The sequence below is a fragment of the Paenibacillus sp. GCM10023252 genome, assembly GCF_042653305.1.
In the GTDB taxonomy this organism is placed as follows: domain Bacteria; phylum Bacillota; class Bacilli; order Paenibacillales; family Paenibacillaceae; genus Pristimantibacillus.
In genome coordinates, this window is record NZ_JBHSHW010000001.1 from 97,946 (window position 1) to 111,452 (window position 13,507).

Below are 13,507 nucleotides of genomic sequence, written 5' to 3' on the forward strand. Positions count from 1 at the left end.
ATGGCGATTAGCTTCACATCATCCATTAAGTCCAGATTACAGAGAGAAGTGACTGAACTCGAGCAGACCCTCACGCAGCAGAGGAGCAAGAGAGCTCGGGCCGAGGCGAAGATCAAGCAGCTGGAACGAGGCGTGAAGCTTAGCCACTCCGCAACGGATCTTAGCAGCAAGCTTACGCAGCTTAACAAGCTGACGGGACAGCTCGCAGAGGGCAAGCGCAAGGAGACCGAGCTAGCCAGACAGCTAAGGCTGAAGCAGGCCGAGCTTAAGGAACTGCAGGCGAAGCCGGCTGTCGATTCCTAGGCATATTGGTTTACAAAAAAAACCAGCCACGGCCAAAATGGTCGTTTTCGCTGGTTTTTCTTTTTATTTAGGAAGCTTGTAGGCTGCCTCTTGATAGGAGAAGCACGGCTTCTTCTCAACATCCGCATAACTGCGATGCCAGATAGGTGAAGCCGCCGGCGACATCGGAGGGATTAACCAAGACCATCTCCCGGTCACTTCCCTGCCGCTGCTCTGCTCGAGCTTATCGAAGCGCATGAACTGCTCCGCGGCCGTGTGGTGGTCGACGATGCTGACTCCATGCTTCTTGTAGGAATGGATGACCGCCACGTTCAGCTCGACTAACGCACGATCCTTCCACAGCGAGGTATTCGTAGATGTGTCTAGGCCCATCAGCTCCGCCACCTGCGGCAAGGCGTCGTATCGATCCGTATCGGCCAGATTGCGGGCGCCAATCTCGGTCCCCATATACCAGCCGTTGAACGGTGCTGCCGGGTACCGAATGCCGCCAATCTCCAGCATCATGTCGGAGATGAACGGCACGGCGTACCACTCCAGCTGCAGCTTCCGCTCGAAGTCATGAAGCTCAGGGTGGGACAGCGGCACCCGCAGCACCAGCTCGTCCGGAATGGGGAACCATCGCGGTGCGCTTCCGCCCATGGAGATGACGAGCGGCAGCACGTCGTACCTCGTGCCTCTTCCTCTCCATCCGATCTTCAGGCATTCCTCCGTGAACGCGACAGAGGCTGGATCGCCAATGACACGTCCATCCTCACCGCCTTCCCGATAGCCAGCATAACGAACAAGCTGATGATTCCAGATTCTCAGCTGCTTCTCGCGGCTGGCTTGCTCCGGTGCGAATACGGTAAGGGCTGAGCGGACCTTCCCGCCATTCGTCGCATAAGCCATATGGCGGAAGATCGCCTTCGCCATCTCCTCCTCCGTACCTACCCTGCGGGCATCGAACACCTCTAGCGATTGCCAGTACAGCCTCCCTATACAGCGGTTGCTGTTGCGCCAAGCCAGCTTCGAGCCATAGCACAGCTCTTCATAGGTATGTGTGTAATAGCCGGTGTCCGTTAAGGACTGAGCGACCGCTTCCCTTCGCTCTGCGGTCTCCACTACCGACTTGCCCAGCTCTCGGTAACAGAGGCTGATGAATTCGTCTGCTTCTCTATTCTGCTCCTTCTGCCTTGCTTCCGTTAGCATTCTGCCCACTGCTCTGCGCCAGCCTCTCTATAATTCTCCGCTTGCGGTAGAGCATCTTGGATGCTTCCGCCACATCATTCAACATCCCCCGATTAATGATGGCACCGAATAGAATGCCCGCAATCGGAATGAGCTGGAACAGCTTCTTCCAGCCGAAGTTATCTCGATAGGCGGCTACGACCTCTCTCCAGCCTTGCAGCTGAGAGAGCATCTGCTGACCGCCCTTATCCTGGCCGAATACAGATAGCTCGGCCAGGATGGCACGCTTGCCTACGATATCCGAGGAGGCGAATTGCAAGCACTTCACAGCGAAGATCCGCTCTGACTTCTGCTTGGGGTCATAGCCGTAGGCGATGGCGATTTCTTGGATGATTTTCAAGGAGAGGCCTAGAATAGCTGGAATATCTGCCGCAAGGGTGAAGATTCCTCCAATCCCTGTAGTTGCACCCTGAATCGTAGCCAGATTAGCCCTGGAGGATGACAGTTCATCTACTGTGCGGTCCATAGCAATCAGCGGTATGATCGCCGCTGCCGAATGGTTGCCTGAGGATAACGTCCCTGCCTGGATGCCTGCATGATGCTCCAGCTTGCTTAGAATACTTCGCTCAGAGATCAGATATTGACCGCCCGTCTGAATATAGCTGCCAACCTCATCTACCGCCGCACCCAGCTTCTGCTGAATGAACTTCGGCGTAATCTTGTCGAGCAGCAGGAACGGCAGACGCCCCAGCTTCTCCCAGAACCACAAGTCGTTCTGCTCCTTCTCCCACCCTTCAACCTCAAGCAGCGCAGTCCTTAGCTGATCGTCTGATTCAAGCGGGTCGTACATAATCCATTCGATAGGCTCTATTGACTCTATTGGTTCTACTGGTTCTATAGATTGCGCGGATGCCGCTAATCCAACTGGCGCATTCCGCTCATGTTCCTCATTCACAGCCACAGCTCATCATCTCCTTGCTCAAGTAGTACGACAGCTGCGTCCAATTGGATGCAGATCCGGCAATCTGTCATCATTCGTTCACCGATCGGCTCGTGAGGAGCAGGAGGATGAAGGAGATGACCGCCATCGCGATCGTCCACGTCCATGCCAGCCCCAGATGACCCGAATCGACCGCCACGTAGATGGCTGTAGGCACAGTCTGCGTCCGACCAGGGATATTGCCTGCAATCATGAGCGTCGCTCCGAACTCGCCAAGTCCACGCGCGAAGCCGAGCAAGTAGGCGGCAGCGACCGAACGTCTGGCCAGCGGCAGCGCAATATAGCGGAACACTTCCCACTCGCTCGCTCCAGCGGACCGCGCAGCATCCCCCAGCCTCGGATCGATGGAGGCGAAGCCCGTCTTCATCGTCTGATACACCAAGGGGAAGGCCACGACCACTGCCGCAATGACACCAGCCCCCCAGGTGAAAATAATCGTGAAGTCGAACAACCGCTCGAACGCTTGTCCAACCCAGCTGTTCCTTCCGAGCGCCATGAGTAATATGAATCCGACTACCGTTGGCGGCAGTACGAGAGGCAATAGCATGATGGTCTCAATCGCCGTCTTCCCGCGCCAAGATCTCCTGCTCATCAGCCAGGCAGCGCTAATGCCGAGCAAGGCAGCGAGAATACTTGCAACGAGCGATATACGAACAGACAGCAAGACGGGAGTGATCCACTCTCCCCAGTTCCACTCCGACATCCCGTTCACTCCGATTCCCATGATGCTAACCATTATAGCCTTCCACGTCCCTGAACAGCAACAAGCCGGCTATCCATTGGTTGGATAGCCGGCTTATTGTTCATGAAGCTTAGGAGAGCAGAGTCGTCAGATCTCCTCGATAGAGCAGCCGAAGCTGATGCAGCGCTCTCGTACAGCCCACATAGAGCAGCTTCGCATCCTGCGGTTCGTATTGCTCGGCTCCCGCATCCGCTACGAGCACGGCATCGAATTCCAGGCCCTTGGACAGGTAGACGGGAACGACCGTTACCCCGCCTTCGTAAGCGGGCTGCTTGCTCTCGACTAGGGATACCTGGTGTCCTGCCTCGAGCAGATAGTCGTATAGAATTCGGCACTGGGCAGCTGTCCGCCCGATGACGGCTATCGTCTCGTAGCTGCCGGACTGCTCCCAAGCCCGTACAGACGCTTGCACCTGGCTGAGCCATTCCTCATCGCTTACTCTAGTCGTATCCACAGCATCTCCGCTTCGGAATACGGGCACCGCTGCCTTCACTTCCCCATCCATCGCGCCTAGAATTCGATTGGCGAATTCGATAATCTCCATCGTCGAGCGATAGCTTCGGTTAAGCTCGAAGAAGCCGGTCTGCTCCTCGTCGAACAGGCAGGTCAGCTCCTTCCAGCTATAGATGCCGGAGTATGCGTGAATCCCCTGCTGCAGATCGCCGAGCACCGTCATGGACGGCTGGCGCTGGCACAGCTTCAGCGCTTCGAGCTGGAATGGGGAATAATCCTGAGCTTCGTCAATGACGATATGGTCGAAGGGCGATTGAGTCAGCCCGTTCATTCTTAGCTGTATATAGACGAGCGGTGCCAGATCCTCCGGCTGCACAAGCTTCTTCTTCAGCCTGGCAGCCGCTGCTGCTGCCATTGCAGGAGGCACTGGTGAAGCTAAGACCGATACCGCGTCTGACGGCTTCCCGACGAATAGAGATAAGTACAGCTGCAAGGCGGTGAAGGATGGAATCTTCTTCACATAAGCGTTCAGCTTCGCCGTTGCTGCTGAACGAATCTTCTTATCCGTGACACCGCGTGTCTTCAGCTCGGATTCCAGCCAGCGCCGGATTCGGCTCGCCAGCCGCTCCCTCTTCTTCATGAGAGGCTCGTCACCGTAGTCGGTATCGTACCACTCTTGTATGGTGGACGGACGAAGGCGGAAGCCTACGAGCGGCTCGAATGGCACCTCGGGTACGAGATAGCTCTCCAGCTCCTCCAGACGCTTGTCGACAACTGCCTTGAAGGCAAGGCTGCCCAGCAGCCGTCCGGACGCCTGAGCCATCTCTTCCGCGGAGCGATGCTGCTCGAACCAGTCATTCAGCGTCTCCTCCGAGCTCCTGAGGCTAACCGCATCAGGCAGCTGCTCCAGCGACCACTCAGCGAAGGTCGTCTGCTGAATGTCACCTACACCTAGCTCCGGCAGTACGCCGGATATATAGTCCAGGAACATCCGGTTCGGCGCGAAGATAATCATCCGCTCCGCTTGTATCCGGCCTGCATATTGATACAAGAGATAAGCAAGCCGATGGAGCGCGACCGTCGTCTTGCCGCTCCCCGCGACGCCCTGGATGAACAAGGCCCTGTTCTTGTCGGCCCGAATAATCTGATCCTGCTCTTGCTGAATAGTCGAGACGATATCGCGAAGCCGGTTATCCTTGTTCTCTCCCAGCCGGTACAGCAGGAATTCGTCGGTTACCGACTCTTCCTCTTGCCCTCGAACATAGCTGTCGACCATCCTTACCAGCTCGCCTTGGCGAACCATCAGATTCCGCTTCAGATGGACATGCCCGCTAATCTCACCATCAGGTGAATCATAGTTAGCCGCCCCTTCTCCTCCAGTGAAGGAGTAGAACAGGCTCGCGACTGGCGCTCTCCAGTCAATGACGAGCAAGTCATTGCTGCCGCCCTTCGCAACTCCGGCCTTGCCGATATACAGCGGCTTCAGCTCTCCCTTCGGCAGCTCCTCGAAGTCAATGCGGCCGAAGTATGGCTCCTTCCGAGCAATCTCCAGCCTTCTCTCCCGATCCTCGCGCTGCAGCTCGAGCATCTGCTCGGTGAAGTCATTGCCTGTGTAGGCAGGACCAATTGCCTTCAGCTGAGCTCGAATATCTTCCATCGTAGCTGCAAGGCGCTCCTGCTCTTCTTGATAGGCACTTTGAACGGTCATAGTCAGTTACCTCCCAAGCATGGACGGCTGTCGCCGTCCTCAGTATTCATGCGAGATAACAGCCTACCATAGATGCGCTGAGCAATGCAATAGCATTCTTGAGCACACTTCAACACACTTCAACGCATGAGTTGATGTACTTAGACTAAGAGGTCGTAGCCCAGCCAGCCAGCGATATACCAGCTCATAACGAGGTTAACGATGAGAAGTAGAGGCACACCAATCGTGAAGGAGCGATGCTTCGTCTTGTGATGCCAGACTCTCATTCCAATCCATGCGCCTAACGCTCCTCCGAGCGCACATAGCAGGAACAGGCTCCGCTCAGACAGCCTGCGGCGTCCCCGCTTCTTCGCTCGCCCCTTGTCAACGCCCATCGCGCAGAACGCAATGAGATTGATGATCGCCAAGTAGATAAGTAGAACAGCTAATCTAGTCTCCATGGTTACCCCCCTTCCTTCCTCGGACGAACTCTATTCGTTGGCACAGCCTCGAGCGGATTGTCCGGCCAGTAATGCTTCGGATAACGGCCCTTCAAGTCCTTCTTAACCTCGAAGTAGGCAGTCTGCCAGAAGCTGGCGAGATCCTGCGTCACCTGCACCGGTCTCTGCGAGGGGGAGAGCAGCTTCAGAGTAACCGGCAGCCTCCCCTTGGCGAGCCTCGGCGTTGACAGCCAGCCGAACACTTCCTGGAGACGGACGGAGATAGACGGCGCCTCGGGATTGCTGTAGTCGACCGGAACCCGCGAGCCGCTTGGCACCGTAAGGTGGGTCGGCACCTGCTCGTCCAGCTCCAGCCCTTGATGCCAGGTCAGCAGCCCCTGCAACAGACCTACCATGCTAAGACGCTGTAGATCCGAGCGGCTTCGCATGCCATACAGATGCGGGAGCAGCCAATCCTCCAGCGTCTCGAGCAGACATTCCTCAGAAGCGTCCGGCCATGAGGAATCCGATCGGTGCATGAGCTGCATGCGCGCTTGAAGCTGCAGCGCCTGCTTGTTCATCGGCAGCAGCGCAGATAACCCTTCCGCGCGAATGCCTTGGAGCAGGGCGGAAGCGACCTCTTCAGGGTCAGCACTCTGCAGCTGGGTCTCCTTCAGGATGAGCGCCCCGAGCATAGTCCGCAATCTAGAGCGGACGGAGCCCGACGCGGAGTCCCACACGACCAGCTGCTCCTTCCTAATCCTTGCTCCACACCATTGCTCGATATCGGATAGCTGCACGTGCGCTGCCAGCCGAATCCGGCTCTCTGTCCCCGAATCCTCCAGCTCAGCAGCAACGAGATACGGAACTTGAGAGAGCGGCTGCAGCTCCGGCAGTACCGCGCCTCTCCCCCCAGAGAGCAAGTAGCGCCCGTCGCTGCGTCTCTGTGCAATCCGATCGGGGTACGCGAACGATAATAACAAGCCTATCGCCTGATGGGAATCCAGTCCACTAGTCTGAGCGGGCGGCCGCTCTATTCCCGTCTCTAATGCGGCAGCGATTAGTCCGCGCTTCAAGCGGCTTGCTCCTTCCCTCATGCTGTGCAGTCTTGCTGAATCCACCCTGCCTCCTGCATCGCCTCTTCCTTGCAGCAGATGGAGCCTAAGCAGCAGATCGACGCTTCGCTCCTGCGGAAGCAGATCTCGATCCTCGAGCAGGACGGCCAGCTCGCAAGCGAGCTGCTCGCAGCCTAGGGAGACGGATTGCAGCAGCATGCAGGCTAATCGTGGATGAACCCCGAGCTGTGCCATCTGTTGTCCTAGCTTCGTTGGCTTGCCGCTTCCATCCACGGCCTCCAGCAATCTCAGCCTCTCCAGCGCCTGAACATAAGCGCCATGAGGTGGCGGATCCAGCCACTGCAGCTCATTCGGGTCGTTGATACCCCATAGCAGCAGCTCAAGAGTAAGAGGCATGAGATCAGCCTCCATCATCTCAGGCGTATGGCTGGCCGGCAATTCCCGCTGCTCTTGCTCTGTCCATAATCGGTAGCAAGCGCCCGGACTAAGACGGCCTGCCCGCCCTCTCCGCTGATCGGCAGACGCCTGAGACACCCTGACCGTCTCCAGGCGGCTCATTCCTGTGCGAGGAGAGTAACGGGGCACTCGCATGAGCCCGCTGTCAATGACGACGCGCACTCCCTCCACCGTCAAGCTGGACTCCGCGATAGATGTAGCAAGCACCACTCTGCGGCGTCCCTCTGGATCGGCCTTAATCGCGGCAGCCTGCTCCTCCAGTGACAGCATGCCATGCAGCATTCTCACTACCAATGAGTGATTGCTTCTGGTTGCACCTGCAGCCTGGTGAAGCCTTGCAGCTGTCCGCCGAATCTCTCGCGCGCCTGGCAGGAAGACGAGCAGGTCTCCCTCTTGCTCTCTGAGCGCTCTCTCGATACAGGCGGCAACGGCAATGTCTTCACGGCCCCTCTCCTGTGAGAGACGTTCCGAGGCATAGAACGTCTCCACCGGATATGTCCTGCCTCTGCTCATGACGACAGGAGCATCTCCCAGCAGCTTCGCTATAGGCTGCGCGTCAAGAGTAGCTGACATGATGAGGATACGCAGATTCTCCCGCAGCAGACTCTGCGACTGCAGGCTGAGCGCAAGTCCCAGATCCGCCTGCAAGCTGCGTTCATGGTATTCATCGAATAGAATGGCACCGACTGCATCTAGAGCGGGATCGCTCTGCAGCATACGGGTCAACACCCCTTCGGTGACGACCTCGATTCGAGTCTTCGGCCCCACCTTCGTGTCCAGCTTCACCCGGTAGCCTACCGTCTCCCCAACACGCTCTCCGAGCAGCTCTGCCATGTAGAGGGCAGCTGAGCGTGCAGCGAGCCGGCGAGGCTCCAGCACCACGATGCTTCTTCCCGCAAGCCAAGTCTCTTGCAGCAGAGCGAGCGGCACTCTCGTTGTCTTGCCCGCTCCGGGCTCCGCTACTAATACTGCATTGCTGCTCTCCCGCAGCTTCTCCAGCAGCTCTGGCAATACTTCATCTATAGGTAATGGCTTGTCATTCATCCTCATCCTGCTCTCCCCTACTTCACTAGCTGAATCATCTGCGCGACGGGCCGGTTATCTCCCGGCAAGCTCTTCTCCTTCGACCGCAGCTGTGATGATCCGTCTCCATCGAGGAAGATTCCGTCGACCAGGCTGCCTTCCCCCACCGTCTCCACAATAGCTGTGCGGAAGTCGGCGATCGTACCCTTCGTCGAGCTAACAACCAGGTAGACGGCTCCAGCACGGTCATAGACAAGCGCAGAGCGAAGCCGTGCATCATCCGGGAACGGTACATGCTCCGCCTCTGTGACTGCTTCCCAGCTCTCATCACTTCCTAGATTCATAGAGATTCCGCCCTGCGCCCAGAATCGGTCTGCATCCGTTACCTTCAGCTCAGCAGCCTGTGAGACGACCTGCACGGACAGCTTCCCTGTCGCGCCGTCCCAGACGAGCGTCCCTCTCGCATACTTCGCATTCTCACTGCCTGATCCGTAGCCGCCTGCCGGATTGCCGACCGGGTAACCGTCCACTACCGCAATGCTGAGCAAGTCCTCTCCGTAGAAGAACCCTCCGTTCACTCCATATTCCTTAACAAGCGTCACATTCTGCCTGGCAGCTGCCAATGTGATATTGTCCGGGCGTGTCTTCAGCCAGTGGAGGCGGAAGCCATTCGTCGCGACTGCTTCCGAATACGCATACTCGGTTGCTGGGACACTTAGGCTGCCAGCACTGCCTCCTTGTCCACTTGAGGTGAAGCTATAGAGCATGTATGCGAACAATGCTGCCAGGAACAGGATCAGCACACCAAGGATGGCTGCTGTCATCCCTATCTTGCGCCTCTTCAACTTCAACTGTGCCTCATGATCTAGTTCGTTAACATTCAACTGTAATCCCTCAATTTCCATTCATAATTAGACTAGTGTCTCTATGATAGCATCATGCTCACGGCGATAGGCGGCCTGCTTCGACTCTGACTCCGCGACCTCCAATCGCAGCTGCTCCTGCAGAGGTCTCGCCAGCCTTAGCTGGGCCAGCACATTCTCCTGCGATTCCTTAATTCTACCTTGTACAATCCAATCTGTAATCAATCCGTCGAAAAAATAATCAGCAAACACAGCCAGCTCACCTATCGGCACCTCAAGCGTAGTCGCCCGCTCCAGATCTGCAAGCTCAGCCTGCAGCCGGCTTAGTGTATGGCGCGCCTCATGTATGGCTTCTCTGGCTTCGTTAATCTTGGAGTGCTTAATCGCAGTCGTCATGGTGCCTCCCCCAAGCATATCCCAAGTTCCCCAATTCTCAGCTGAATCCAGCCAGTCACTCGCTCTCTCCAGCGCACTTACGAGCTGGTTACACGCACCGCTCGCTTCCCTCAGCTCCTTGTAGTGCCCAAGCTCATTCGTCATGAGCGTATCCAGCTGCCCCAGCTTGAAGGCAGCATCAGAGCCGCTCTCGCGAATGAGCTTCTCCTTCTCTCTCAGCACATTCACGTACGCCCGCTCTGAACCGGATACTTCGCTCAGACCAGCCCCAACGCTCCGGCATTCCCCCTCCAGCTTGGCTAACTCCTCTCGCGCCTCCTGCAGCTTCAAGCTGACGGCAAGCACCTGCTGACGCTCGAGCTCCAGCTGCTCCTCCTTGCTCCGCAATATGGAGTGGAACAAGCTGGTCCAAGAGAGCTTCATCAGCTTCTCCACATCTTCCTGCTCCAGGTCTAACTGAACTTCAAGCTCCGTTACTCGGCGCCGCTCAGCCCCAATGCTTGTGTTCAGCAGCTTCTGCCTCCTATGAAGCTCTCTCTCCTGCTGACTTGCTTCGCGAAGCTCCTCCAGCTTAGCATTCACACGGTTCAGCACTTCATTCATCATGGCCACTCACCCTTCCCAGCGTTCTATTCCACCTATACGCATGAAGCAGTTGTTACGGCTCAATGACCGGTTATGAGAATTCTAATAGCTGGATTATATTTTCCTCAGGAATATTCTATGAACCCCCTGCCCTATGCTAGACTCGGAATACAGCTGCTATAATACACCAATGACGGAGGAATCGTACAACGATGAAGAAGCTGCTTATTGTATTCACTCTACTAATCACAGCCTATGCCGGAACAGAATCCCACACCGCAGAGGCAGCAACTACCTTGAAGCCAGGCACCTCGGGCACGGAAGTACAGGATCTGCAGTTCCGGCTGCAGACGCTGAAGTACTTCCCATACGGCACAACCGCCTATTATGGAGAGGTAACCAAGAGCGCGGTGAGCAAGTTCCAGGCGAAGCACGGACTGACCAGCGACGGCATTGCAGGCCCTCAGACGCTGAGCAAGCTGAACAAGGTGTCCTTGAACAAGAGCGACGTGACCAAGCTTGCTCGTATTATATATGCTGAAGCCAGAGGCGAGACGTACCCAGGGCAAGTGGCCATCGGGGCTGTCGTCCTTAATCGGATGCAGTCGCCGCTCTTCCCGAAGACGGTATCCAGCGTGCTCACTCAGCCGAATGCCTTCACGGCTATGAAGAATGGCCAATTCTGGCTGAACCCGAACGGCAAGGCATATGATGCTGCCAAGGATGCCGTGAGGGGCTCTGACCCGTCGAAGAACGCCTATTACTTCTATAACCCCGCTGCCACATCGTCCGCATGGTTCGAGAGCCGGGTGACGACGGCCAAGATTGGCAATCATGTGTTCAAGCGCTAATTCATCCCTTATTCGATGCGTAGGCAGAGCCTGCTGATTTGCGGAAGGTTCTACACAAGTAATAAGGCCGCCCATCTATTGGTTGGGCGGCCTTATTACTACTTACTTATCCTTCTCTCTCATTACTCTACCTTAATAGTTCAGCAACCTCATGGTAACCATTCTTCTTCGCCAGCATGAACGCCGTTGTTCCTTCAGCATCCTCGTGGCTGGCCTCGACTCCTGCTTCCAGCAGCAGCTGAACGATACTCATGTTCCCATTGCTTGCCGCAGCCATCAGTGGCGTCCCCCCGTAGCTGTCTGGAAGGTTGGAATCCGCACCTTGTTCGATTAATACCTTGACCGCTTCAATATAGTCATTAGAGATGGCTCTAATCAGTGCAGACTCCTCCATGTAGTTCTGAATATCCGGATCAGCTCCATGCCCCAGCAGCACTTGAATCATGTCTGTTCGGTTGTCCTGCGCAGCCCACATTAATGCTGTCCAACCGTCAGAATCTTGATAGTTGGCATCGGTTCCTGCAGACAGCAACGCTCTAATCTCATTCAGATCTCCTTCAGCAGCAGCTCTCGTCAATTTGCTTCCATCATCCATTTCATACACAGCATCAGAAGCAGTATCTATCATGTCATTAACTTTCACAATACCTATAATTATAGATACGATAGCTATAATACTCACCGCTGCGGTAACGAGAAGAGCTTTTCTTGAAGCTCTGCCCCAGTTCACAGCCGCTTCCCCATAGAATTGTTGAAGCTCGTGTATACGCTTAGGCAGTGTAGGATGAGTGGATAGCTTCTCTACCAACCAGATGAGTAATCCTCGTTCCTGGCTGCTCTGATACAAGTATTCCGTACGATTCACTTGTCTGTACAGCTTCTTGCCAATTGCAAGTATCGTTAGTCCATTCATGGCAGCTTCTTCATTATGGGCATAATACGCTGCCATCCGATCGGATGTATATTCGCAAGCACGGGAGTAAGCTTCAGCAACGAACGGGAAGCATAATGCCGGCATAATGAGAAGCTGCTTCGTAATATGCTTACGCTGAATATGTGCTAATTCGTGAGCAATGACGAAGGTAAGCTCCTCCTTGCCTTGCTCATTGATTAATTCGAATAATTCGGAGTATAGGACAACCATATTGCGGCCTAAGTAACGGGTCGCGAACGCATTAAGCATCCCGCTGGATTCCATTACGTAGATATCGGGAATTTTGGCTATTCCCATCCTAGCACATAGCTCCCTAACGTTATCATATACTTCTGGGAATTGCTGTGCGCTTAATTTGACCCCATTGGAACGTATGTGTGCCATGTTAAGTGCATGAATGAAGAACATAATCATGATTCCCGCAACTAAAAAAGGGATTCCAATCATGCTGGCAAAAATACCTATGTACGTGATCATACTGGAAATCAATGCAAAAACAAAATATCTTTTTTCTTGCTTATGTACAAGCTTATGTTGAACGATCTCTTGCTGCAAGGTCAACGCTCCCTCTAATTCTATGAATTTCGCCCCTGATCATTCTATAGATTAGCAGTTAAGATTGCCATATGAATATAATGGAACTTCTAATTATGATACTCGAACTCATCATTACCGACTTTATCAGAACCTCCTCCTCGCAGGAGGTTTTGTTTGGCTTGGGGGAGGATAATATAGAGTGTGAGAATGAAAAGTAACGAGAGGCGGGATGATTTTGGGGTTTATTTTCATCATACTATATGGAATCATCATGCTGCTCGTCGTTGAGATTGCCGTCGTCCTGCTGAACATTACGGGCCTTGATCGTGACATCTCGCGATTCCAGGCGATCTCCATGCTCACGGGGACCGGCTTCACCACGCTGGAGTCCGAGCTGATCCTTCGCCACCCTACTAGACGGAAGATCGGCATCTTCCTCATCTTATTCGGTGCCTTCTCTCTCGCTGTTATCATATCAACAATCAGCAATATATTAGCGGAGAGCTTCCGTATTACACAAGTGTCTGTTCTCATTGCCATTCTCAGCCTGCTGCTGCTGCTCGTGAAGCGTCCTCAGGTTCAGAGAAGCATCTCTTCCCGGTTCCACAAGCATATGACCAAGGATATGGAGCTGCATGAGCTCCCCGTGCAAGAGACGCTGTATCTCGATGACGAGGATCTATTCTGCAGCGTGACGCTTCACTGGGAATCAGCCTATAATGGCAAGGAAGCTGGACGGCTGCTGGGTGCAGACGAGGATATTAATCTGCTCTTCATCCGAAGAGGAGAGATTCACGTGCGGAAGAATCGGTTCTCAGAAGCTCTCGTGGCTGGGGATGTGCTCTATCTATACGGCAGGAAAGAGGAGATCAAGCGGAAGTTCAAGGCGGAGATGGAGGAAGCGCAGGTAGCTGCGGATGACGCAGGTATATCGAGCTTAACTTGAATGAGGAAGCCCCATGGCCGGTTGGCCATGGGGCTTATTCATGTGTGA

General features: G+C 54.9%; 12 protein-coding genes. 3 read left to right on the top strand and 9 right to left on the bottom strand.

The window, feature by feature from the left end; all coding sequences use genetic code 11:
• Positions 1–303 (top strand): hypothetical protein, encoded by a 303-nt coding sequence (locus ACFO9Q_RS00470; protein WP_379177536.1) that lies wholly within the window; start codon positions 1–3, stop codon positions 301–303.
• Between the two features lie 63 nt (positions 304–366).
• Here ACFO9Q_RS00470 and ACFO9Q_RS00475 read toward each other — a convergent pair whose 3' ends face one another.
• The 8 genes from ACFO9Q_RS00475 to ACFO9Q_RS00510 form a co-directional block, all read right to left on the bottom strand.
• A complete protein-coding gene (locus tag ACFO9Q_RS00475) occupies positions 367–1,491 on the bottom strand; it encodes a nitric oxide synthase oxygenase (protein ID WP_379178004.1) in 1,125 nt (374 codons plus the stop codon).
• Positions 1,457–2,320, bottom strand: coding sequence for an EcsC family protein (locus tag ACFO9Q_RS00480; protein ID WP_379178006.1), 864 nt, complete (start codon positions 2,318–2,320; stop codon positions 1,457–1,459). Before ACFO9Q_RS00480 ends, ACFO9Q_RS00475 begins: the two co-directional genes overlap by 35 nt.
• Positions 2,321–2,501: 181 nt before the next feature.
• A complete protein-coding gene (gene modB / locus ACFO9Q_RS00485) occupies positions 2,502–3,173 on the bottom strand; it encodes a molybdate ABC transporter permease subunit (RefSeq protein WP_379178008.1) in 672 nt (223 codons plus the stop codon).
• A 109-nt stretch (positions 3,174–3,282) separates the two neighbouring features.
• A complete protein-coding gene (locus tag ACFO9Q_RS00490; RefSeq protein ID WP_379177538.1) occupies positions 3,283–5,373 on the bottom strand; it encodes a HelD family protein in 2,091 nt (696 codons plus the stop codon).
• Between the two features lie 140 nt (positions 5,374–5,513).
• Entirely contained in the window at positions 5,514–5,813 is a 300-nt protein-coding gene (locus ACFO9Q_RS00495) for a DUF1294 domain-containing protein (protein WP_379177540.1), read from the bottom strand.
• A 2-nt stretch (positions 5,814–5,815) separates the two neighbouring features.
• Positions 5,816–8,368 carry an ATP-dependent helicase HrpB gene (gene hrpB, locus ACFO9Q_RS00500; RefSeq protein ID WP_379177542.1) on the bottom strand — a complete coding sequence of 851 codons (2,553 nt, stop codon included), beginning with the start codon at positions 8,366–8,368 and terminating at the stop codon, positions 5,816–5,818.
• Positions 8,369–8,385: 17 nt separating this feature from the next.
• Positions 8,386–9,171: a hypothetical protein gene (locus ACFO9Q_RS00505; protein ID WP_379177544.1), complete on the bottom strand. Its 786-nt coding sequence runs from the start codon at positions 9,169–9,171 to the stop codon at positions 8,386–8,388.
• An 87-nt stretch (positions 9,172–9,258) separates the two neighbouring features.
• Positions 9,259–10,212, bottom strand: coding sequence for a hypothetical protein (locus tag ACFO9Q_RS00510; protein WP_379177546.1), 954 nt, complete (start codon positions 10,210–10,212; stop codon positions 9,259–9,261).
• Between the two features lie 191 nt (positions 10,213–10,403).
• Here ACFO9Q_RS00510 and ACFO9Q_RS00515 point away from each other — a divergent pair, with 191 nt between their 5' ends.
• On the top strand, positions 10,404–11,042 hold the full coding sequence (locus tag ACFO9Q_RS00515; RefSeq protein WP_379177548.1) for a cell wall hydrolase: 639 nt from the start codon (positions 10,404–10,406) through the stop codon (positions 11,040–11,042).
• 127 nt (positions 11,043–11,169) lie between these two features.
• Here the strand turns inward: ACFO9Q_RS00515 and ACFO9Q_RS00520 are convergent, their stop codons facing one another.
• Entirely contained in the window at positions 11,170–12,453 is a 1,284-nt protein-coding gene (locus ACFO9Q_RS00520; protein WP_379178010.1) for a M48 family metallopeptidase, read from the bottom strand.
• Between the two features lie 289 nt (positions 12,454–12,742).
• On the opposite strand from ACFO9Q_RS00520, the gene ACFO9Q_RS00525 reads away from it, so the two are divergent.
• Positions 12,743–13,459 (top strand): hypothetical protein, encoded by a 717-nt coding sequence (locus tag ACFO9Q_RS00525; RefSeq protein ID WP_379177550.1) that lies wholly within the window; start codon positions 12,743–12,745, stop codon positions 13,457–13,459.
• Positions 13,460–13,507 lie beyond the last annotated feature (48 nt).

Excerpts from the sequence above, each read along its gene's own strand:
- ACFO9Q_RS00480 (WP_379178006.1), bottom strand. The coding sequence starts at position 2,320 with ATGTACGACCCGCTTGAATCAGACGATCAGCTAAGGACTGCGCTGCTT.
- ACFO9Q_RS00490 (WP_379177538.1), bottom strand. The coding sequence starts at position 5,373 with ATGACCGTTCAAAGTGCCTATCAAGAAGAGCAGGAGCGCCTTGCAGCT.
- ACFO9Q_RS00520 (WP_379178010.1), bottom strand. The coding sequence starts at position 12,453 with ATGATCACGTACATAGGTATTTTTGCCAGCATGATTGGAATCCCTTTT.
- ACFO9Q_RS00495 (WP_379177540.1), bottom strand. The coding sequence starts at position 5,813 with ATGGAGACTAGATTAGCTGTTCTACTTATCTACTTGGCGATCATCAAT.
- ACFO9Q_RS00515 (WP_379177548.1), top strand. The coding sequence starts at position 10,404 with ATGAAGAAGCTGCTTATTGTATTCACTCTACTAATCACAGCCTATGCC.
- ACFO9Q_RS00470 (WP_379177536.1), top strand. The coding sequence starts at position 1 with ATGGCGATTAGCTTCACATCATCCATTAAGTCCAGATTACAGAGAGAA.
- ACFO9Q_RS00525 (WP_379177550.1), top strand. The coding sequence starts at position 12,743 with ATGATTTTGGGGTTTATTTTCATCATACTATATGGAATCATCATGCTG.
- modB (WP_379178008.1), bottom strand. The coding sequence starts at position 3,173 with ATGTCGGAGTGGAACTGGGGAGAGTGGATCACTCCCGTCTTGCTGTCT.
- hrpB (WP_379177542.1), bottom strand. The coding sequence starts at position 8,368 with ATGAATGACAAGCCATTACCTATAGATGAAGTATTGCCAGAGCTGCTG.
- ACFO9Q_RS00505 (WP_379177544.1), bottom strand. The coding sequence starts at position 9,171 with ATGACAGCAGCCATCCTTGGTGTGCTGATCCTGTTCCTGGCAGCATTG.
- ACFO9Q_RS00510 (WP_379177546.1), bottom strand. The coding sequence starts at position 10,212 with ATGATGAATGAAGTGCTGAACCGTGTGAATGCTAAGCTGGAGGAGCTT.
- ACFO9Q_RS00475 (WP_379178004.1), bottom strand. The coding sequence starts at position 1,491 with ATGCTAACGGAAGCAAGGCAGAAGGAGCAGAATAGAGAAGCAGACGAA.